This is a genomic window from Bifidobacterium sp. RTP21102st3_E2_RTP21102_210122, assembly GCF_040916945.1.
Taxonomy (GTDB): domain Bacteria; phylum Actinomycetota; class Actinomycetes; order Actinomycetales; family Bifidobacteriaceae; genus Bifidobacterium; species Bifidobacterium longum.
In genome coordinates, this window is record NZ_JBCPAN010000002.1 from 226,236 (window position 1) to 246,884 (window position 20,649).

Below are 20,649 nucleotides of genomic sequence, written 5' to 3' on the forward strand. Positions count from 1 at the left end.
ACCTCAGTCCTCAGTCGCAGCGACCTTGGTGTCAGCCCCGGCCTTCTGCTCAAGGCCGAGCTTGGAGCGCTTGCGGCTGTAGCCGAAGTACACGATCAGGCCCAGACCGAACCAGACGGCGAAACGCACCCAGGTCTCCCAGTTGAGACCGGCGATGAGCACGAAGCAGAATACGATGGCCAGAATCGGGGTGACCGGCACGCCCGGCGCGCGGAAGCCGCGGGGCGCATTCGGCTGGGTCTTGCGCATCCATAGAATACCGGCCGACACGATGATGAACGCGGACAGCGTACCGATGTTCACCAGCTCGAACAGCACGTTGATGTTGATGAAGCCGCCGGCGAACGCGGTCAGCAGACCGAAGAACCAGGTGCCCTTGAACGGGGTACGGTACTTCTCGTGCACGTGGCCGAAGAACTTCGGGAACAGGCCGTCACGGCTCATGGCGTAGCAGATACGGGATTGGCCGTACAGCTGCACGAGCATCACCGTGGTCATGCCGATGAGGGCGCCCAGGTTCACGATCACCGCGAGCCAGTTCATGCCGGTCTCCAGAATCACGCCGGCCACCGGGGCGTCGATGTACTTGGCGAACTCCTTGTAGGGCACCACGCCGGTCATGATCAGGGTCATGATGACGTAGAGCACGGTGGAAACGGCCAGGGACAGCAGAATGCCGCGCGGCAGCGTCTTGTTCGGGTTGATGGTCTCCTCAGCGGAAGAGGACACGGCATCGAAGCCGATGAAGCTGAAGAACACGATGGAAGCGGCCGGCACGATGCCGTACGGCTGGGTGGAGCCGGGCTGGAAAGTGTAGATGCCGTACGGGGAGAACGGCTGCCAGTTGGACGGCTTGACATACCACACGGCGCACACGATGAACAGCACGATGATGGCGAGCTTGATGAGCACCATCACGTCATTGGTGCGCTTGGTCTGGTTGATGCCGATGGAGAGCACCCACGTGATGATGAGCACGATGACGAAACCGGGCAGGTTGAAGTAGGTGGTGACGTCCGGGTTGGTGCCGTAGGCGGCGGTCAGCTCGACCGGCAGGTGCAGGCCGAAGCCTTCCAGCAGTTTGTTGAAGTAGCCCGACCAGCCGGCGGACACTGTGGCCGCCTGCAGGGCGTACTCCAGAATCAGATCCCAGCCGATCACGAAGGCGATGAGCTCGCCGAACGCCAGATAGGCATAGGAGTAGGCCGAGCCGGACACCGGGGCCATGGCGGCGAACTCGGCGTAGCACAGACCGGCAAAACCGCAGCAGACGGCGGCCAGCAGGAACGATACGGACAGGGCCGGGCCGGCGGTCAGCGCGCCCTTGCCAGTGAGCACGAAGATACCGGTGCCGATGATCGCGCCGATGCCGAGCATCGTCAGATCGAAGGTGCGCATCGTGCGCTTGAGGGGAGTGGATTCGGCGACAAGCTGATCCACGCTTTTCTTACGAAACAGATCCATGTTCTTCTCTCATGAAATCTAGGATTATGGGGCTGAACCGGACGGATTTCCGGGATCCCGGCACGCCTCAACGCCGGGAATCAAAGGCGGCTTCCGAGAAACCGCATATCGGTCATTAGTGTACGACTGCCGGGCGAAAACAGACGATTGCGACTACACGTCACATTCTCGCGCAACAATAGGTGTCTATGAGCATGAACGCAGCACCTGAAATCGCATTCTCGTCCGAGCAGGGCAAGGCCAACTATGCGGCCGCCCGCCGCCAATACCCCGCACAGGCCATCGTGGACCTCAAAACCATGCGCGACAACATGGCCCACCTGGTCTCCGTGGTCGGCGGGCCCGCTTCCGGCACGGCGGTGATGGGTGTGGTCAAGGCCGACGCCTACGGCCACGGACTGCTGCCCGCCGCCCTGGCCGCGCTCGCCGGCGGCGCCACATGGCTCGGCACCGCGCAGTCGCACGAAGCGTTGCTGCTGCGCAAGCTCGGCATCGGCCCCGACCGCTGCCATATTTTGACTTGGGTATACAACGGCACCGAAGTCCCGTTCGACGAGCTGATCGCCGCCGACATCGACGTATCGGTCGGCTCCCTGCCCGGCATCGACGCGGTGGCCGCCGCCGCACGCAAGCTCGGCAAGCCCGCCCGCGTACACGTCAAGGTCGATTCCGGCTTCGGTCGCAACGGTTTCACACCGGCCGGATTCGACGCCGCGCTCGCCAAACTCGTGCCGCTCGCCAAAGAGGGCGTGTTGCATATTGTGGGTCAGTGGAGCCATCTCGCCGTGGCCGATTCGCCCGATGTGCCCGAATTCGTGTCCTCCACCGACCGCCAGATCGAAACATTCAAGGACTTCACGCGCCGCATGGAACAGGCCGGCATTCCGCCGGAGATCCGTCACCTGGCCAACACGGCGGCCACTTTGGACCGCCCGGAGATTCACTTCGAACTTACCCGCCCCGGCATCGGCCTGTACGGCTACGAGCCCGATCCCGCGATGGGCACCCCGCGCGACTGGCATCTGACCCCGGCCATGCGCCTGCAGGCGCAGCTCGGCACGGTCAAGGATGTGGAGGCCGGCCATGGCATCTCTTATGGCCGCACCTACCTGACCCCGGACAACACCTCGACCGCTATTGTGCCGCTGGGCTACGCCGATGGCATCCACCGCTCCGCTTCCGGTTTCGATATGGAAGGTGCCAAGCACGTGGAGAAGCCGGGCGGCCCGGTGCGCATCATGACCACCGAAGGCCCGAAGCTCTACCGCGTGTGCGGCCGCGTGTGCATGGACCAGTTCATCGTGGACCTGCACGGATCCGCCGCCGAACTCGGCGTTCACGAGGGCGACACGGTCGAACTGTTCGGCCCGGGCCGCGGCGAGGATTACGTTGAGCCTACCGCCGACGATTGGGCCCGCGCCGCCGACACCATCAGCTACGAGATCTTCACCTGCCTGCGCAACCGCATCCCGCGCCTTTACGAGCATGCCGCCGAAGTACTGCCCGCCGCCGACCTCGCCAAACTCGACCCCGCCACGCTGCTATAAGGTGCATTACCGCCATACGGTGGCACCCCGTAATCCCTTCTTCCCGAATATGTGCCGTTGACATGTGCTGAGCGTCACATATTCGGGAAATCGGCCCCAATCTCCCGAATATGTGCCGTTGAGTTGACGTCAGTGGCACATATTCGGGAAGTCGGGATTACTGCGGCCGATATGTGTGCCTATGCTTGGAATATGGAAACGACTTTGGATGGGGAACAGGTGCTGAGCGATGAGGGCTACAGCGCCTTCGACGAGGAGCGGTGGGCACCCGAGCCGCCCAAATCCAAGTCGCGCACGGCTTTCGAACGCGATCGCGCGCGACTGATTCATTCGTCCGCTTTGCGGCGTTTGGGCGCGAAAAGCCAGATTCTGATTGCCGGTACCGACGATTTCGCCCGCACTCGACTGACGCATACGCTGGAAGTCGCCCAGATCGGTCGCCAAATCGGCGCATTGCTCGGCTGTGATCCGGACGTGGTCGACTGCGCCTGTCTGGCCCACGACCTTGGTCACCCGCCGTTCGGGCACAACGGGGAGCGTGCGCTCGCCGACATCGCCAGCAATATCGGCGGCTTCGAGGGCAACGCACAGACCATGCGTATCCTGACCCGGCTCGAACCCAAGATCTTTCACCCGGACGGGCGTTCGGCCGGCGTGAACCTGACCCGTGCGGCCTTGGACGCGGCCGTCAAATACCCGTGGACCTTGGCCGAAGCCGACCAACACCCAAAGGGGGAGCGGTCGAAGAAATTCTGCGTCTACCCGGATGACGAGCCGGTATTCCGATGGCTCAAGATCGGCGCGCCCCAGGCCGCCAAGCCCATGGAATGCCAGATCATGGACCTTTCGGATGATATCGCCTACTCCGTGCATGACGTCGAGGATTCCATCGCCACCGGCGCGTTCGATCCGATTGTGCTCGCCGATCCGAAGATGCTGGACCACATCATCGAGCAGACGCGCGCATGGTATGGGGCGAAGTGGGATGCCGACAAGCTGCTGGCCGCGTTCATGCGATTGCGCCGAGAGTATTTGTTCCCTGCATATTTCAATGGTTCGCGCGAATCGTTGGCACAGCTTAAGAACATTACGTCCGATTTGATCGGCCGCTTCTGCTGGTCGGTGGAAACCGCCACGCGCGACACGTACGGGCCCGGGCCGTTGACCCGGTATTCCGCGAACATCGTGATTCCCGAGAACACGAATTACGAGATCGTGGCGCTGAAGGGCATCGCCGTGTACTTCGTCATGGCGCCTCGCGAGCGCGAGCCATTCCATCAGGAGGAGCTCAAGATCGTATCGGATTTGGTCGATGTGCTTATGGCTGATTCGCCGCTCCCATCCGACGCTTTGGAAAGCCAGTTCCTGGCCGATTGGAACGAATCCACCAACGACGACGAACGCCTGCGCGTCGCCATCGATCAGGTCGCGAGCCTGACCGACAACTCCGCCCTGGCCCTGCACTCCATCTTGTGCTGAGGGCGTGTTGGGCGGGCGCTTCCCTCAGTCTCGCTGCGCGAGCCAGCTCCCCTCGGGTGAGGGGAGCTGTCGCTGTAGGCGACTGAAGGGAGTTTCGCGGAAGAAATGATAACCGACGGTAAAAATTTACCGTGTCTCAGGTGAGGCGGTACTCTAGAGACTTATGGTCGGAATGATTAAGAAAGAAGATGTCGAGAAGGTGCGCGCCGCCGCGGACCTGTATGACATTGTATCTGCGACCGTAACGCTTAAGCCCTCCGGCACCGGCACCTTCGTGGGCCTGTGCCCGTTCCACGACGAGAAAACCGGCAGCTTCAACGTGCGTCCCTCGCTCGGCGTGTGGCACTGCTTCGGCTGCGGCTTGGGTGGCGACGTATTCAAATACGTCGAACAATCCGAAAACATCGACTTCCGCGAAGCCGTGGAACTGCTCGCCGACAAGTACCATATCGAGCTGCACTACGAGAACAGCGGCAACGGCCCGGCGCGCGAGAACACCGGCTCCAAGCGCACGCGACTGCTGGAAGCCTGCGAGGAAGCCCAGCGCTTCTTCGTCTCCCAGATCTTGACCAAGGAAGCACTGCCCGCCCGCAAGCTGCTTGGCGGCCGCAACTTCTCCCAAGCTGATTGCGAACGTTTCGGCTGCGGCTACGCGCCGCAAGGCTGGGATAATCTCGTGCGCCACTTGGCCTCCAAGGGGTTTACGCAGAAGGAAATCCTCGACGCGGGCTTGGCCCGTCAAGGCCAGCGCGGCATCTATGACTATTTCCGCGGCCGAGTGACCTGGCCCATCCGCGATTCGACCGGCCGCACGCTCGGCTTCGGCGCGCGCAAACTATACGAAGACGATCAGATCGCCGCCAAATACATCAACACGCCGGACACGCAGCTCTACCGCAAAACCCAGGTGCTTTACGGCATCGATTTGGCCAAATCCGCCATCGTCAAGAAGCGGCAGGTGGTGATCGTCGAAGGCTATACGGACGTGATGGCCATGCACTTGGCCGGCATCGACACCGCCATCGCCACGTGCGGCACGGCGTTCGGCGCCGAGCACGCCAAGATTGTGCGCCGCCTGATCGCCGACGATTCGCTGGGCGCGGTCCAGCTGGTCGGGCCGTTGAAGGTCAAGGACCAGCCGTTGAGCTCGCGCATCGTGTTCACGTTCGATGGTGACGCCGCCGGCCAGAAAGCCGCGCTGCATGCCTTCGGCCTTGATTCGGCCTTCCTCTCCCAAACCTTCGTGGCCGTGGCCGACGACAATCTCGACCCGTGCGACCTGCGCATCGAGCGAGGCAACGAAGCAGTGCGTTCGCTGATCGCCCGCGCCAAACCGTTGTATGACTTCGTGATCGACGCCGCCATCAGCCGGTTCGACCTGACCTACACGCCCGGCCAAGTGGGTGCGATGAAAGCCGTGGCCCCGCTGGTGGCGCAGATTCGCGACCGCTCCCTATGGGACGCTTACGCGCGCAAGTCCGCGGGCCGTATCGGCGTGGATCTTGAGGTGATGCGCCGCGAGGTGATGAACGCGCGCCGGCAGATGCATGTACGCGATGAGGACGCCTACGCGCCCAAACGTCGATTCGAGCGTGACGAGCCGCGTGTGGAACCCGGCACCAACCCATACGCCAATCCGGCCACGCGCAAGGCGTTGGAGCGCCGTGACGCCGCCGAACAGGCATATTTCAAGATCGACGACGCCGTATTCATCGCCGAACAGCAGTTCATGGCCGTGCTGATTCAGGTGCCGCGCGCCATCGACCGCACCATGTTCGGGCAGCTGACCATCGACCATTTCATGACTTCGGTGTTCCGCACCCTGTTCCAGGCGATCGCGGCCGCCGGCGGACTGCCATCCGACGATACCCCGCAGGGGCTGTGGATGCACAACCTCACTAAGGCCGGCGGACCGATGCTGAATCAGGTGATCAACGAGCTGGCCGTCATGCCGTTGCCACTGCCTGGCGACGACGGTGGTAATGGCGCACAACCTCCGCAGTCGAACGTGCCTGGGGGAGTCGGCGGTGGTGCGGCCGCCGTGCAGCTACGCCCTGCCACGCCGGAAGAGCAGCGCTATGCCACCGAACTGCTCACCCGATTGTTGGACATGGGCTTCATGCGCCAGATCGGTTTGGCCAAACGCCGCATGGCCCAGCTGCCCGACGGCGAAGAGAAGATAACCCTCCTCGGCCAGATCACCCGCATGGAAACCGCCCGTAAAGACCTCCAAGCCCAAATCTACGGCAACACCATCGGCTAATACCCCCCCCCACTGATTGCGCGCATCCTCGAATACGTGCCGGATGCATAAGTCCATACAACCGGTTGCCGGATTGGATGGGTGCAGAAGTTGCGGATTGGCCCCATCCAAATTGGACTGGTTTGGGTGGGCCAATCCAATCCGTTCAATAATGAAGCGCGATACCAAGCAGCGTCGAAACGAAGGGAAACTCATGACGCAGAATCGTGCGGAACTCAACCGTAATCTGGCCCAGATGCTCAAGGGTGGCGTGATCATGGACGTCACCACGCCCGAACAGGCGAAAATCGCGCAGGATGCCGGCGCATGCGCGGTGATGGCGCTGGAGCGCATCCCCGCTGACATTCGTGCCGCCGGCGGCGTCTCCCGTATGAGCGATCCGGCCATGATCAAGGGCATTCAGGAAGCTGTCTCCATTCCGGTCATGGCCAAGGTGCGTATCGGCCACATCGCCGAGGCCCGCATTCTGCAGGCCATCGAAATCGACTACATCGACGAATCCGAAGTGCTTTCCCCGGCCGACGACGTGTACCACATCGACAAGAACCAGTTCGACGTGCCGTTCGTGTGCGGCGCGAAGAACCTGGGCGAGGCACTGCGCCGCATCGCCGAGGGTGCTGCCATGATTCGTACCAAGGGCGAGCCCGGCACCGGCGACGTGATTCAGGCCGTGCGCCACATGCGCACCATGAACAAGCAGATTCGCGAACTCGTCGGCCTGCGCGACGACGAGGTCTACGAGGCCGCCAAGCAGCTGGCCGTGCCCTACGATCTGGCCAAGTACGTGCACGACAACGGCCGTCTGCCCGTCGTGAACTTCGCCGCCGGTGGCGTGGCCACCCCGGCCGACGCCGCCCTGATGATGGAGCTTGGTGCCGAAGGCGTGTTCGTGGGCTCCGGCATCTTCAAGTCCGGCGACCCGGCCAAGCGCGCCGCCGCCATCGTCAAGGCTACCGCCAACTGGCAGGACGCCGATCTGCTCGCCAAGCTGTCCGAAAACCTCGGCGAAGCCATGGTCGGCATCAATGAGGACGAGATTCAGACCATCATGGCCGCTCGCGGCGAGTGAGTGCATTACCTTGGCTCCCCTCTTTGAGGGGAGCCAGGAAAGGGTGACGCTCCCGCCAGCGGGAGTCAAGGCCCAAGGAGACAACATGGTTGTAGCTGTTGAATATATTTCCAAAGAAGAATCCGCGGACGCCAAAAACGCCAAGCACGGCGTGACCGGCATCCTGGCCGTACAAGGCGCATTCGCCGAACATGCGGCGGTGCTGGACAAGCTCGGTGCGCCGTGGAAACTGCTGCGCGCAGCCGAGGATTTCGATGAATCCATCGACCGCGTGATTCTGCCCGGCGGCGAATCCACTACACAGGGCAAGCTCCTGCATTCGACCGGACTGTTCGAGCCGATCGCCGCCCACATCAAGGCAGGCAAACCGGTGTTTGGCACTTGCGCCGGCATGATTCTGCTGGCTAAAAAGCTCGACAATGACGACAACGTCTACTTTGGCGCGCTCGACGCCGTCGTACGCCGCAACGCCTATGGTCGTCAGCTCGGTAGTTTCCAGGCTACTGCCGATTTTGGTGCAGCGGATGATCCGCAGCGTATCACGGACTTCCCACTGGTATTCATCCGCGGACCGTACGTGGTGTCGGTCGGACCCGAAGCCACGGTCGAAACCGAAGTCGATGGCCACGTGGTGGGCTTGCGTCAAGGCAATATCCTGGCCACCGCCTTCCACCCGGAACTCACGGACGATACCCGCATCCACGAGCTCTTCCTGTCGCTGTAGTCGATTCGTCTGCCGTTAGACTGGTATCCGATTGACGAATCAAGGAGACGATCTGCCATGCAGCTTGAGCTGAATCGACGCAGCAAGGTGCCGATGTACCGGCAGCTGGCCGCCGAGCTGCGTGAACAGATCGTCTCCGGCGCGATGGCCGAGGGCTACCGCCTGCCTCCCGAACGCGAGCTGTCCTCACGTCTCGAAGTCAATCGCACCACGGTGTTGCAGGCGTATCAGCAGCTCAAGGACGAAGGTCTTATCGCCTCCAAAGTCGGCAAAGGCACGTTCGTGCTGCCGGCTGCCTCCGCAAGCCGAACATCGCACACGTCAAACAGTGACTTCGGGAATGCAATAACGCGAACAACACGATCGTCGGCAGAAATGGGAACATCGCAAGCCTCCTCTTCCGGCGACGTAGAACGTGCTACCTCCACTGATTTCTTGACGACAGACCAGGGCAGCAGCTCTGCGGCGGTCCATACGATTCGTGAAAGCCGTTCGGTTCAGGGCCCGGAACCAACCGTCGTGCGTCCGCCATGGTCGGTGTTGTTCTCTGATTATTCCAACCGGTTTACCTACCATGACATCGCCTCGGCCGAGCGGGCGCAGCGCGGCGACACCATTATTGACTTCGCCACCGGTTCGCCGAACCCGGCGGATATCCCGGACGATCTGCTGCGCAAGGTGAGCATCGAGGCGTTCGAATCGCGGGAATTCGACGGCCAACCGGAATCACCTATCGAGGGATTCGAAGAGTTGCGTGCGCTGCTTGCCGAACATATGCGCGCACGAGGCGTACAATGCGGCGTCCGCAACGTGATGGTGCTCTCCGGCTCCGAGCAGGGCATCGACCTCATCGTGCGCGCGTTCATCAACCCCGGCGACTGCGTGCTGGTCGAACAATCCACGTTCTTCCCGGCATTGCAGACCTTCCGCTCGGCGGATGCGCGCATCATCGGCGTTCCAGTGGACGAGCACGGTATGCGTACAGACCTGTTGGACGGCTATTGCGCGCGATTCCGGCCCAAGCTCATCTACACCGTCCCGACGTTCCAAAACCCCACCGGTACCACGCTGCCGCCCGAACGACGCAGCGAACTCATCGACGTGGCGCGGCGCTATCAGTGTCTGATCGTGGAAGACGATGCTTACGGCGATTTGTGGTACGGCGGGGAATCGTCCGACGCACATCGCCCCATACCGCTTAAGGGCATGGAGAATGCGGGATACGTGATGTATTTGTCGACGTTCTCGAAAACCGTCACTTCGGGCCTGCGCACGGGATGGGTTGTGGCCGACCCGCATGTGATTAACCGGCTGGCGGCTCTGCGGCGCATGGTCGACCAGCATACGAGCACGTCATCGCAGCGCATCTGTCTGGAACTGCTTAAAGAAGGCCGCATCGCCGAACATTTGCGCGGTTTGATCAAGACTTACCGCATTCGACGAGATGCAGCAATCGCAGCATTGGAGCGGTATGCGCCGGATGAAGTGTATTGGACCGTGCCTGCAGGCGGCTACTATATTTGGGTTTCCTTACCGGACGGCGTGCGCTCTCTGGATGTATTGGAATCCTGCCGTTCCCAAGGCGTCACGTTCATGCCGGGCAGCGTGTTCGACGTTGACGAAATGGATGATTCCCACATCCGTCTCAACTTTGTGCGCCCGGATGCTGCTGACATTGATACCGGCATTCGAATCATTGGCGAGACGATAGCACAGATGTAGCCAAGTGACTGGCTCATTGCGGTTGTCGAGTTTTTTTGATGGCTACATACCCACATCGATGGGTGCATTCGACGAATGAATAAGCGAGGAAGCCATCATCAGTTCGCTGTGGCATGCGCATAGCGTTGTCGGGCGAACGGGGCAGACCACGTGGTCGTTGCGTGACCTGGCCGATCGAGCCGGCATCGCATTGCCCCTGGCGTAGTGGCGAGGTGGCGCAGTAACGAGTCACGCCATCGCGAGCCGATGATGCGAAATGCGGAACCGGTCGCGGCCATCAACGGCTATCATACATGCGGAAGCAACGATACGTTGGCGTCAGCACATCCATCTGACTCCAGAAAGGGACACGATATGACCACATCCTCCGTTTCGCCGGTGACCACTGAACTGGCGGGCAGCGAAACCGGCATCACGCTTGTCATTCACGCCGGAGCGGGCAGTCGTGGCAAGCACAGCACGCCTGAACGCATCGCCCAGGTCGAACTTGATCTGCAGCGCGCCCTCGATGCCGGATACCAGTTGTTGGAATCCGGAGCACCGGCGCATGAGGCTGTGGTCGCCGCCATCCACGTCATGGAAGACGCTCCCGAATTCAACGCCGGCCGTGGTGCCGCCCTGACCAGCGATGGCATCGCCCAGATGGACGCCTGCCTGATGACCGGCGATGGCGAGGTCGGTGCGGTCACCGGCGTAAGCACCGTGAAGAACCCGATCGATGCGGCGCGTGCCGTCAAAGAGCAGACCAAGCATGTGCTGTTCGCGGACCCGACCGATGCCGAGATCGCCGATTGGGGCGTCGCGACCGAAAGCAACGAGTACTTCATCACCGAACAGCGTCGTCAGTCCTTGGCCGAGGCTCAGTCCGGTGGCGATGAGTGGGAGAAGCATGGCACCATCGGTGCCGTGGCGCGCGATGCCGAGGGCAATATCGCCGCTGGCACGTCCACTGGCGGCATCACCAACCAGATGCACGGTCGTGTGGGTGATTCGCCGCTGCCTGGTTGCGGCACGTTCGCCAACCAGTCCACGGTGGCGGTGTCCTGCACCGGCATCGGCGAGGCGTTCATCAAGGTGGTCGCCGCCCATCAGGTGTCGGATCGTGTGCGTTTCTCCGGCGAGAACGTCGAGGATGCCGCGACGGCCACTTTGGACGAAGTCGCCGCGCATCATGGCGATGGCGGCATGATCGTTCTGCCGGCGGTCGGCCGTGGCGTGGTCGCCTACAACAGCGAGATGATGAACTTCGGATACCGTAGCGCGCAAGGAGGTAAGGTGCAGGGCTGATTGCCCCCTGTATTGCGGCATATATCATAATGGCCGGTGTGCTGCGGATTCTTGGTAAGGAATCCGCAGCACACCGGCCATTCATGTATGCGGCAAGTGCCGCCGATCAGTGCGGCAGTGCGCGCTACTTGGTGATCGTGTTGTACGTGGGCATGTTCGTGTAATCGAACTGCACGTTCTTCACGTTCTGTGCAGACACGGCGGCGAAACGTTTGACCGGGAATACTGGGGTAATACGCAACTTCATCGCTCCTCTTCCTCGAATGAAACTATGTTCCATTGGTATGAGCCAGCCACGTACGGTATTCGTGTCTGGCCTGCCACACAATGATGCAGCCGTATATACGGGCACAGCATTGCGCGGCAGTTCATTGTATGGAAGACATGCAAACTCAATGTTTCCTTGTCCAAATAAAAAAACGAGCGCGGCTGATGTGCGGCACCGGTCCAAAAACTCATGTCCGCCAGCGCAACGCGACTACGTACCTTATGCTGGTCTGCGCGTAAAATAGAATGGTTGCGATATTGGGTTATTCACGGAGGAATGGATGCGACGCTGGCTGATCAATGTAGCCAAAAATGAGACGATTCTCATCGTCGCCGCAATACTCGCCCTGATTTCGTGTTTCATTGTGCCGCCGGACGCCGATTACAAAAGCTACATTCACGCCAGCACCATCAGCCAGCTCATCTGCCTGATGATTGTGGTGTGCGGATTCCAGCGTATCGGCGTGTTCCGCATCATCGGTTCGCGATTGCTGGAGAAGGTCAGCACCATGCGCGGACTGGTCATTACGCTTGTCGCTTTGACGTTCTTTTCCGCGATGTTCATCACCAATGACGTTGCGCTGGTCACGTTTGTGCCGTTCGCGGTGGCCGTGCTCATCATGGCTGGGCAAGAGGATAAGACCATCCTCGTGGTCACGCTGATGACCATTGGCGCGAACGTGGGCAGTATGCTCACCCCGATCGGCAACGCGCACAACCTGTATCTCAAAGCCCTGACCGGCATGCCGACCATGGAATTCCTCGGCATCATGGCACCGTATTCCGGCATGGCGGCCGTGTTGCTGGTCATCGTGATTTCCGTGGTGTTTGGCGGCAAACCGGTCGGCGACCTGGGCGACCTCGAAACCGGCGTGCTGGCTCCCGAGCGCAACAAACACCAGCCCGACGAGATTCGTATCACCGGCTACGGCGCCGGTTATGGCGGCTGGCGCACCATCGTCTACTCGCTGCTGTTCATCGTCTGCCTACTGGCCGTCTCCGACGTGATTCCCCTGTGGGTGATGTGCGTGATCGTGGTCGTCGTGTTCCTGTTCACCGATCGGCGCGTATTCAAATACGTGGATTGGGGACTGCCGCTCACCTTCTGCATGTTCTTCATCTTCATCGGCAACATGAAGCGCGTGCCCGAATTCTACGAACTGGCGCGCTCGCTGGTCGGCGGCCATCCGCTGGAGGTGGCGGTCGGCTCCAGCCAGGTCATCAGCAATGTGCCCACCACGATTCTGCTTTCCGGCTTCTGCGACCAATGGCGCGATCTGATCATTGGCACCAATTTGGGCGGCATGGGTACGCTCATCGCCTCGATGGCCTCGCTTATTTCTTACAAGAACGTCGTGCGCCAATACCCGCACAAGAAAGGCCGGTATCTGGCCGTCTACTCCGCCGTCAACGTTCTGTTTTTGGCCGTATTGCTGACCTTGAGCTGGATCATCGAGCCGAGTCTCTGAGCCGCCGTTGTGGGTTGGGCCGGTCTACCGCGCGTATACGGTGGGGGAGCCGGTCAGTCGGCTCATGGCCGACTGCGGGATGTCGTGGATGCGGCCGATGGTGGCATCCAGCGTGGATACGCCGGATACGCCGTCTGTGTTGGCTGTGTTGGCTGCAGAGGTGATGCTGGATACGCCGACTGCGGACGATGATACGGCCGCAACCATCGGCTGACGATAGGCGTTGGAGTTGCGGGCCAGCCGGGCGAGCGCAGGGCGCTGCCTGCGGAACAGATTGATAAACATACCGCATACTCCTTCATCGTTGGCCGGCGGTCTTCTGGCCGCCGTGGTTTCCATCCTGCCCTCCCGTGCTTGTATTCGCTATGGGGGATAGCCCCTATTATTCCCTGAATCTGCACGATTCCCCCTCATCCTTGAGGGTGATTCTAACGGCAAAGGAATCGGCCTAATGGCCGATGTCGATCAGCGCGAAGCCACCAGCGTGACGCTGTACGGCTTGATCTTCATCGCCAGCAATGAAGACGGCGACGGCAATGTGTAAGCCCGACGTTCCGGCACAATCGCCCCCGAAGCCTCGCCGCGGTATCCGATAGTGGTTTTCGCCGTCGGACTGGCGCTTAACGTCGTCACCTCCAAACGCACCGGTCGCGATGGCGAGGCGCCCAGCCCGGCCAGTCCGCGCGCGATTTCCAACGTCACATCCACCGGGGAATCGGAGGTATTGACGATTTTGATGTAACGGCAGGCGTCATCCCCGTCATGCCCGGTGGCACTGACATACAGATGTTTGGCGGGGCGTGACGCGGTCTGCTCGATGGACACGGCATATGTCGTGTCGCCCAGATGCGTGGAAAACAGCCGCTCCACCTCATAATTCACCGTGGGGTTCACATGCGCCGGATTGAGTTCGATAAGATTCTGCGCCCACCCCTTAGCCGGGATATGCGCGAGCAGCGGTGCATAGGAGGTCATGCGCACCACGTCGGAATTGCGCTCGCAACCGGTCAGGAACGCGGCCTCGCCGAGTGCCGACTTCCACGTGTTCGCGCCCTGTTCGGTCTGCGGTTGGCCGGCAAAATAGCCGTTGGCTGAATATTCGCCGAAATAGACGCCGGCGCCGCAACGCGGGTAAGCGTCGAATCGTGACGCTTGGTATGCAAACCATTCGGGGGAGTGGTAAGAATGTTCGTCGACGATAATCGCGTCACCGGTGGCGGAATCATGTGCCCCGGAATCGGTTGCGGCCAACGCTCGCGCATGGTCCCAGCTGCGCTTCATCGCCGGCTGGAAGGGGAACAGTCCGGCGCTCATCACACACAGCATATCCGGGTATCGTTCATGAATGGCCTCGCTGATCATGTCAAACTTGGCCACGTAGTCAGCCCCGAAGTTTTCGTTGCCCACGCCGATCATGTCCAAGCCGAACGGCTCAGGATGGCCCATATCACGCCGGACCGCGGCCCACGAGCTGGACTCCGGATCGCCATTCGCGAATTCGATGAGGTCCAGGTAGTCCTGAATCACATTGTTGCGGAAGGTGGCCGAATTGATATCCATGTGGCGCGGATCTCGGCCGGGCGACTGGCATGCGATGCCGGCGAACAGAGTAGGCAGCGGCTTGGCCTTGAGGTCCTCGCACAGGCAGAAATACTCGTAGAAGCCGATCTGATAGCTCTGCGAATAGCTGGAACCATCCGGCATCTTGAACGACCACATCGAATACTGTTGGCGTCGCGCGGCCAGAGAGCCGACGGTATCCTTCCAGCGATACTCATTGCCGGGCGTCACACCTTCGACGATGCAGCCGCCGGGGAATCGCAGAAACGCTGGATGCAACGCCTGAATGGTCTCCACCAAATCGCGGCGCAGCTTGCCGTAACGCCATTTCGGGTCGCCCGCGCCCCAATAGTCCGCATCCATGAACTGCACCAGATCCAGATCGAACGTGGTGCGTTCGCCGGCGTCAATGGTGATACGCAGCTTGCCGTAATCGGTGTTCAGTCCGGTTACGTCGGCGTTGAACCGGTACCAGCCGTCACGGCCGATGACGATGGCACCATCCGACGAATCCGGACTGATCGAAACGCCGGAATCCTGCGCATCGGCCCCATCGTCCTGCCTCAGACCGGTCTCTTCCGTATCGTCAAGCGGATCGGAGTCCACGATATACGACAATCGAGTGATACTGGTGAGCGGCAGGCCGTACCTATCGACCACGCCGACGGACAGCTCGGCCCGCCCATGAACCGGACGTACCGCGAGACTGACGGAATAGGTGTGGTCGGCGACGATGGAGAACGCGGGCTCGCCCCCGTTGTCGCCGCCTCCGTTATAGCCGAGGTTTTCCAGATATGCAGGGCCGGTTTCGGAAGGAACATCGGACGTGATGCGAGCGTATCGGCTATGTGCGTGAATTGGCGGGGCGGGGCAGTCGGTGGTCACCCGCTGGCCGTGAATCCCGCGTATCTCACTGCCAAGGCTGGCGGCGGAACAGTTGATGAAATCCCAGAAACGCAGGGAATCAGCCTGCGTACGCCACCGTTCGGCACCGGCCATACGCCACGTGTGATGGTCGAGATAAACGCCGTCAAAACTGTAGTTGTTCACCATGTTGGCGTTCAGCCCGCCATCCGCACCATGGTTGATGTCCTCGAAGAACACGCCGTACAGTCGCCCGCTTGTGTGATGGGTGGGGCTTCCCACGCTAATCCGCACCATGGTTTCGATTGTAGAGGGAATGGAGCGGAAAGGTAAACGGAAGAGTTCGCTCACCGTTCATGTTGCGGTCAATCCAAGTCGACTGTTCGCCGGTATACAGCCGGTAACCTCGAAACAGGAATGGAAAATACGGACGACTAGGAGCGCGGCTGTGCAATCCTCGGTGGGAATACGTGAGCGCATCGACCACGTGTATCCGTCGCTGCGTCCGGCGGAGCGCGCCGTAGCCCAGTATATTCGGAATCATATCGAGGAGGCGGCCGACCTGACCGTCGGTCAGATGGCCGACATCGCCCACGTCAGCCAGCCGACGGTGATTCGGTTCGCCCGCAAGCTCGGCTTCGGCGGTTACCGTGAACTGCGGTACGTGTTGCGCAACCCGGCCGCCGAACACAAAGTGACCTTCAATCCGCTGGCCGGATTCGATCTGAATCCGTGGGATGGCGAAGATGAGATTCCCGGCAAAGCGGCCGATGGCGCGAAGGCGCTGATCGACGAGCTGCACAGTGCGTTGGACCCCAAGGCCTATCGCAAGGCGGTCGCCCTACTCGCCGAATCGGAGTTCATCGACATTTTCGGCGTGGAGAATTCGTTGACACCGGCGATGGATCTGTTCACCAAGCTCGGCTACCTGGGACTGACATGCCGTCTCAATACCGACGCTTACCTGCAGCAGATCGGTGCCGGGCACCTGCCCCACGGCGCTGTGGCCGTCGCCTTCTCCCATTCGGGCAGTTCGGCGGATACGGTCAAAGCGTTGCGATTGGCGAAGTCGCATGGCGCGAAAACCATCGCCATAACCAATGCCATCGGCGCGCCGCTGGCCAGCTGGGCCGACGTGACGTTGCTGACGGGTCGTGATTCGCACACGATCTATGGCAATGCGATTTTCTCGCGTGTGGCCGATACCGCGCTCGTGGACATGCTGTACATGGGCGTGATTCTGTCCGGCTATGGCCGGTTCTCCACCGCGCTCGACGAATCCGGTCGCATGATTCGCGACCGCGTATTCGAGAACTGAGCTGCTGCTTTATCGCGCCTTGGGCCGTATTGCTCTGGTCGTTGCTGCTTGGGTTGTTGACGATTTAGTCGTTGTCGCCCTGGTCGCTACCGTCCTGAGGCATGTGCCAGCGAATACGTAGTGGACTTGGCGTGCGTATGACGTTCGATCTTGCCGCTCAACTCCAGCTGGTCCAAGAGCTGCGTCATCTGATCCTTGTTCAGGCCAAGCGCTTTCTGCATGGTTTTACGGCTGAGCTTCACACCGCGGAACGCGAGGAAATTGAGCGTGAACTGTTCCAACGTTTGAGGCGACGGTTCCAGCGTCGCCGTATCAAGCGGGCGGGTACTGGCCTGATCGTCACCGTCCGGGCGTTCGCCGAATCCACTGCCGAGAATCAGCGTCTGCAGTGGCGCGCAGCCGATGATGCGTGCGCCGGCCAAAGCATCTGCGGCGTTATCCGTCATGCGCTGAATCGTGGGGAATGAGTACATTTTGGCATGCTGTGCTTCGTCAGTGGTGCTGGGCGCGGCGGAAGCATCGGCATCGGTCCGATGCGAGGACGCGGCCTCGGCCGATACAGGGATAGGCAGTACCATTGCCACCGAAGTGGGGCCCACGCGCAGTTGCGGACTGACCGCGCTCTGCGCGTAGGCGTCCATAATGCGTTGAATGCCGGTACCGCAGTTCTCGCAGAGGCCCAAATCGGCGAACAATTCAGCCAAACGCGGGGTGCGTGGCTGGCATACGCCGTTGAGTAGATCGTTGATTTCCAAACCATCGGTCAGGCCGCCGAGCGACACGATTTCCAAGCGGGAATCGAAGATATTGATCAGTGTGGGGCCGGAGTACGTGTAATCGCGATGTTCCAGTGCGTTGACCAATGCTTCGCGCAGGGCTATGGCCGGGTATTGGCCGGATTCGTTGATGCCGTTCAGCAGGGCGCTGGCTTGGTCGAGCTGGCGCAGCACCGAGCCGGTGAATGTGTGACGTTCGCGAATGGCGTTTTTGCCATTGCCCTCGAAAATGGTGGCCTTGATAACGAACGGGCATTGGTTGGACAGCAGGGTGGCAAGCGACGATTCGGTGGTGCTGGTGAAGGTGTTGTTGGTGCCGGTGTTGGTGATGCTGCCGGCGGGGACATTACCGGCATCGGCAGAGACGGATGCAGCCATGTTGGTCACAACCGGGCTTTCCCAATCCTTGCCTTCACTGGCAAAACGACCCTGTGCGTATGTGAAAGTGAGCTCACCGCTATCGCCTGCGACGGTCTGGCCCGATGCGGCGTGATCTACGTTGCTCTCCGTTGTCCCCATATCGCCGATGGTACCGGTGCAAGCCGACGTTACGCCGAGGTGTTTTACACCCCTACGGCTAGACTTACACGAGTTTGGCCCCGTAGCTCAGCTGGATAGAGCATGTGACTTCTAATCTCAAGGTCGACGGTTCGAGCCCGTCCGGGGTCACGATGTAATAAGCCCTTGGTCCCTCATCGTTTGTGAGGGGCGGGGGCTTTTGAATATTATGCCGGTCTGGGTCCGTCTGGAGCCTGAACTGTCGACCTTGAGATTAGAAGTCACATGCTCATCACCACCATCCGGGAACACCCTTAAGGGGTGCGTCTCCTGCATAACGGTTATACTCTGACTTGAGATGTGCTGAATAATAACCAGCTATCGCGCGTCCGCCAATGGCGACGAACGAGGGAAGAAGGCCCGTGCCACGAGCAATCATCGAGGTAAGAAACCTACGCAAGGAATACCCCGTCGAGGATGAGACGGTGGTGGCGCTTGACCGTGTCAATCTCAGTATCCCGCAAGGCCAGATCTGCTGCATTTTCGGCGAATCCGGCTCCGGCAAATCCACGCTGCTCAACCAGTTGGCCGGCATGGAAAAACCGACGCGCGGCGGCGTGAGAATCGGCGGCGTACCCGTCAGCAAACTCGACGAGCGTGAGCTGGCGGCCTTCCGCCAGAAGCATCTTGGCTTCGTATTCCAGTCGTACAACCTGCTGCCCAATCTGACCGCGCTCGAAAACGTGGCAATGCCGCTGATGTTCCGCGGCGTGCCCAAGGAACAGCGCGAACGTGCGGCGCGTGGCGTGCTCACAAGGGTCGGTCTGGGACATCGTCTCAGCCATTACCCGCGCCAGATGTCGGGCGGCCAACAGCAGCGCGTCGGCATCGCCCGGGCGTTTGTGACCAAGCCCGAGGTGGTGTTCGCCGATGAGCCGACCGGCAACCTTGACTCCAAAACCAAAACCGAGGTCATGACGATGATCTGCGCATTCGCCCATGACTTCAACCAGACCATCGTGCTGGTCACACACGATCCGCAGATGGCCTCATACGCCGACCGCATTGTCACCTTGCTCGATGGCCGCATCACCAGCGATCGGCTCAACACCGACCTTTCCCGCCCAACTGTTCCGTCCACGCCGTCCGCCCAAAGAACCCAAGGAGTTGACCGATGAAGCACCTCTCCCACCGCACCATCGCCATCATCGTCGCGTTGCTCTCCACGCTGTCACTGGCACTTGCCGTCATCTCCCTTCCGCACCAGGCGTACGCAGTCGACGGCACAGACGGCACAAGCGGCACGAACAGTACGTCTCAGGGAAGCGACGGCGATTCCGCGCCAATCGCCGGCCCGGTGCCGAACATCATCGTCACCAACTTCACCTATGGCGGCGATTCCGTGGCCGCCGGCGCCGATTTCAACCTCGACTTCACCTTCCAGAACATGGGTCAGGTGGCGGTGACGAACATGGTCATCACCGTGGACGGCGGCGAGAGCTTCGCCATCGCGGGAGGCACGAACACGTTCTACGTCGACGCGCTGTGGGGCGGTTACGCCATGACGCAAAGCGTGCCGATGCAGGCGCTCGCCTCCGCGAAAAGCGGTGCCCAGCCCGTGACCGTGAACTTCCGATACGAGTATGTGGACGCCAGCGCCCGCTCCTCAAGCCAGTCCGATGTCAAGATTTCCGTGCCGATCAGTCAGCCTGACCGGTTCGAAATCAGTGATCCCGTAGTGCCCGACCAGGTGATCGCCGGTCAGGAAAACACGGTCACGATGGAATATGTGAACAAGGGCAAAGGCGATATCGCCAACGTCGAGGCCACGATGGAGGGCGAAGGTTTCGATGCCACGATGAAAACCCAGTACGTGGGCAATGTGGCTTCCGGCGCCACCGGCACGATTGGTTACGCCTTTACGCCGCACGCGTCAGGCGAGCTGAAGACCACGCTCAAAGTCACGTACGAGGATTCCGACGGGCAGACCAAAACCAAGGAATTCCCGCTCGCCATACCCGTAACCGATATGCAGCCGGTGGATGATTCCGACATGGCCGATCCGAACATGGACCAGAGCGCCAATCAGGGATTGCCGGTGCTGGTGTATGTGGTCATCGTCGTGATCGCCGTGGTCATTATCGTGGTGATTGTGCTGCTCGTGCGTCGCCGGCGCAAGCAGAAGGCCAAGAAGAACGATATTGATGAGGACTGGGATGATTGGTCCGAAGGCAAGGATGATAAGACCGATACCGACGTGACGGATGGTGCTGCGGCAGACACCGCTCCTATTGCACCAGCCTCACCAGCCTCACCGGCCGGCCCGTCCCACAAGGCCTGAA

16 protein-coding genes and 1 tRNA gene are annotated in these 20,649 nt (G+C 60.8%); 12 read left to right on the forward strand and 5 right to left on the reverse strand.

The genetic code is table 11. The annotated features are described in order from the left end of the window. Positions 1–3: 3 nt before the first annotated feature. On the reverse strand, positions 4–1,464 hold the full coding sequence (locus AB5287_RS02935) for an APC family permease (RefSeq protein ID WP_100969279.1): 1,461 nt from the start codon (positions 1,462–1,464) through the stop codon (positions 4–6). Positions 1,465–1,652: 188 nt separating this feature from the next. Here AB5287_RS02935 and alr point away from each other — a divergent pair, with 188 nt between their 5' ends. The 7 genes from alr to AB5287_RS02970 all read left to right on the forward strand — a co-directional run bounded on the left by alr (position 1,653) and on the right by AB5287_RS02970 (position 11,555). Continuing rightward, positions 1,653–3,011: an alanine racemase gene (gene alr, locus AB5287_RS02940; protein ID WP_008783132.1), complete on the forward strand. Its 1,359-nt coding sequence runs from the start codon at positions 1,653–1,655 to the stop codon at positions 3,009–3,011. 192 nt (positions 3,012–3,203) lie between these two features. Then, entirely contained in the window at positions 3,204–4,490 is a 1,287-nt protein-coding gene (locus AB5287_RS02945) for a deoxyguanosinetriphosphate triphosphohydrolase (RefSeq protein ID WP_368220613.1), read from the forward strand. Between the two features lie 163 nt (positions 4,491–4,653). Then, positions 4,654–6,753 (forward strand): DNA primase, encoded by a 2,100-nt coding sequence (gene dnaG, locus AB5287_RS02950; protein ID WP_115769058.1) that lies wholly within the window; start codon positions 4,654–4,656, stop codon positions 6,751–6,753. 193 nt (positions 6,754–6,946) lie between these two features. Then, positions 6,947–7,822, forward strand: coding sequence for a pyridoxal 5'-phosphate synthase lyase subunit PdxS (gene pdxS, locus AB5287_RS02955; protein ID WP_007053677.1), 876 nt, complete (start codon positions 6,947–6,949; stop codon positions 7,820–7,822). An 85-nt stretch (positions 7,823–7,907) separates the two neighbouring features. Further along, a complete protein-coding gene (gene pdxT, locus AB5287_RS02960) occupies positions 7,908–8,546 on the forward strand; it encodes a pyridoxal 5'-phosphate synthase glutaminase subunit PdxT (protein ID WP_007056414.1) in 639 nt (212 codons plus the stop codon). 57 nt (positions 8,547–8,603) lie between these two features. Next, complete coding sequence (locus tag AB5287_RS02965; RefSeq protein WP_032745911.1) at positions 8,604–10,268, forward strand: PLP-dependent aminotransferase family protein; 1,665 nt, start codon at positions 8,604–8,606, stop codon at positions 10,266–10,268. Between the two features lie 354 nt (positions 10,269–10,622). Beyond that, positions 10,623–11,555, forward strand: coding sequence for an isoaspartyl peptidase/L-asparaginase family protein (locus AB5287_RS02970; RefSeq protein ID WP_007051252.1), 933 nt, complete (start codon positions 10,623–10,625; stop codon positions 11,553–11,555). 124 nt (positions 11,556–11,679) lie between these two features. Here AB5287_RS02970 and AB5287_RS02975 read toward each other — a convergent pair whose 3' ends face one another. After that, entirely contained in the window at positions 11,680–11,802 is a 123-nt protein-coding gene (locus AB5287_RS02975) for a hypothetical protein (protein WP_007053676.1), read from the reverse strand. 301 nt (positions 11,803–12,103) lie between these two features. Here AB5287_RS02975 and AB5287_RS02980 point away from each other — a divergent pair, with 301 nt between their 5' ends. Then, positions 12,104–13,291, forward strand: a complete 1,188-nt coding sequence (locus tag AB5287_RS02980; RefSeq protein WP_368220617.1) for an anion transporter — start codon at positions 12,104–12,106, stop codon at positions 13,289–13,291. 24 nt (positions 13,292–13,315) lie between these two features. Here the strand turns inward: AB5287_RS02980 and AB5287_RS02985 are convergent, their stop codons facing one another. Beyond that, positions 13,316–13,576 carry a hypothetical protein gene (locus tag AB5287_RS02985; protein WP_007053674.1) on the reverse strand — a complete coding sequence of 87 codons (261 nt, stop codon included), beginning with the start codon at positions 13,574–13,576 and terminating at the stop codon, positions 13,316–13,318. 180 nt (positions 13,577–13,756) lie between these two features. Next, positions 13,757–16,012, reverse strand: coding sequence for an alpha-L-arabinofuranosidase C-terminal domain-containing protein (locus AB5287_RS02990; RefSeq protein WP_269354536.1), 2,256 nt, complete (start codon positions 16,010–16,012; stop codon positions 13,757–13,759). Positions 16,013–16,163: 151 nt separating this feature from the next. Here AB5287_RS02990 and AB5287_RS02995 point away from each other — a divergent pair, with 151 nt between their 5' ends. Then, positions 16,164–17,033, forward strand: a complete 870-nt coding sequence (locus tag AB5287_RS02995) for a MurR/RpiR family transcriptional regulator (RefSeq protein WP_007051246.1) — start codon at positions 16,164–16,166, stop codon at positions 17,031–17,033. A gap of 86 nt (positions 17,034–17,119) precedes the next feature. On the opposite strand, the gene AB5287_RS03000 is transcribed toward AB5287_RS02995, so the two are convergent. Further along, positions 17,120–18,328: an ATP-binding protein gene (locus tag AB5287_RS03000; protein ID WP_007056437.1), complete on the reverse strand. Its 1,209-nt coding sequence runs from the start codon at positions 18,326–18,328 to the stop codon at positions 17,120–17,122. Between the two features lie 76 nt (positions 18,329–18,404). On the opposite strand from AB5287_RS03000, the gene AB5287_RS03005 reads away from it, so the two are divergent. The 3 genes from AB5287_RS03005 to AB5287_RS03015 all read left to right on the forward strand — a co-directional run bounded on the left by AB5287_RS03005 (position 18,405) and on the right by AB5287_RS03015 (position 20,648). Further along, positions 18,405–18,478: transfer RNA gene (locus tag AB5287_RS03005), tRNA-Arg, on the forward strand. Between the two features lie 251 nt (positions 18,479–18,729). Further along, on the forward strand, positions 18,730–19,485 hold the full coding sequence (locus tag AB5287_RS03010; protein ID WP_013582439.1) for an ABC transporter ATP-binding protein: 756 nt from the start codon (positions 18,730–18,732) through the stop codon (positions 19,483–19,485). Next, positions 19,482–20,648 carry a COG1361 S-layer family protein gene (locus AB5287_RS03015; RefSeq protein ID WP_007051243.1) on the forward strand — a complete coding sequence of 389 codons (1,167 nt, stop codon included), beginning with the start codon at positions 19,482–19,484 and terminating at the stop codon, positions 20,646–20,648. The genes AB5287_RS03010 and AB5287_RS03015 overlap by 4 nt, the downstream gene beginning before the upstream one ends. Position 20,649: the final 1 nt, after the last annotated feature.

Excerpts from the sequence above, each read along its gene's own strand:
- AB5287_RS02935 (WP_100969279.1), bottom strand. The coding sequence starts at position 1,464 with ATGGATCTGTTTCGTAAGAAAAGCGTGGATCAGCTTGTCGCCGAATCC.
- alr (WP_008783132.1), top strand. The coding sequence starts at position 1,653 with ATGAGCATGAACGCAGCACCTGAAATCGCATTCTCGTCCGAGCAGGGC.
- AB5287_RS02945 (WP_368220613.1), top strand. The coding sequence starts at position 3,204 with ATGGAAACGACTTTGGATGGGGAACAGGTGCTGAGCGATGAGGGCTAC.
- dnaG (WP_115769058.1), top strand. The coding sequence starts at position 4,654 with ATGGTCGGAATGATTAAGAAAGAAGATGTCGAGAAGGTGCGCGCCGCC.
- pdxS (WP_007053677.1), top strand. The coding sequence starts at position 6,947 with ATGACGCAGAATCGTGCGGAACTCAACCGTAATCTGGCCCAGATGCTC.
- pdxT (WP_007056414.1), top strand. The coding sequence starts at position 7,908 with ATGGTTGTAGCTGTTGAATATATTTCCAAAGAAGAATCCGCGGACGCC.
- AB5287_RS02965 (WP_032745911.1), top strand. The coding sequence starts at position 8,604 with ATGCAGCTTGAGCTGAATCGACGCAGCAAGGTGCCGATGTACCGGCAG.
- AB5287_RS02970 (WP_007051252.1), top strand. The coding sequence starts at position 10,623 with ATGACCACATCCTCCGTTTCGCCGGTGACCACTGAACTGGCGGGCAGC.
- AB5287_RS02975 (WP_007053676.1), bottom strand. The coding sequence starts at position 11,802 with ATGAAGTTGCGTATTACCCCAGTATTCCCGGTCAAACGTTTCGCCGCC.
- AB5287_RS02980 (WP_368220617.1), top strand. The coding sequence starts at position 12,104 with ATGCGACGCTGGCTGATCAATGTAGCCAAAAATGAGACGATTCTCATC.
- AB5287_RS02985 (WP_007053674.1), bottom strand. The coding sequence starts at position 13,576 with ATGTTTATCAATCTGTTCCGCAGGCAGCGCCCTGCGCTCGCCCGGCTG.
- AB5287_RS02990 (WP_269354536.1), bottom strand. The coding sequence starts at position 16,012 with ATGGTGCGGATTAGCGTGGGAAGCCCCACCCATCACACAAGCGGGCGA.
- AB5287_RS03000 (WP_007056437.1), bottom strand. The coding sequence starts at position 18,328 with ATGGGGACAACGGAGAGCAACGTAGATCACGCCGCATCGGGCCAGACC.
- AB5287_RS03015 (WP_007051243.1), top strand. The coding sequence starts at position 19,482 with ATGAAGCACCTCTCCCACCGCACCATCGCCATCATCGTCGCGTTGCTC.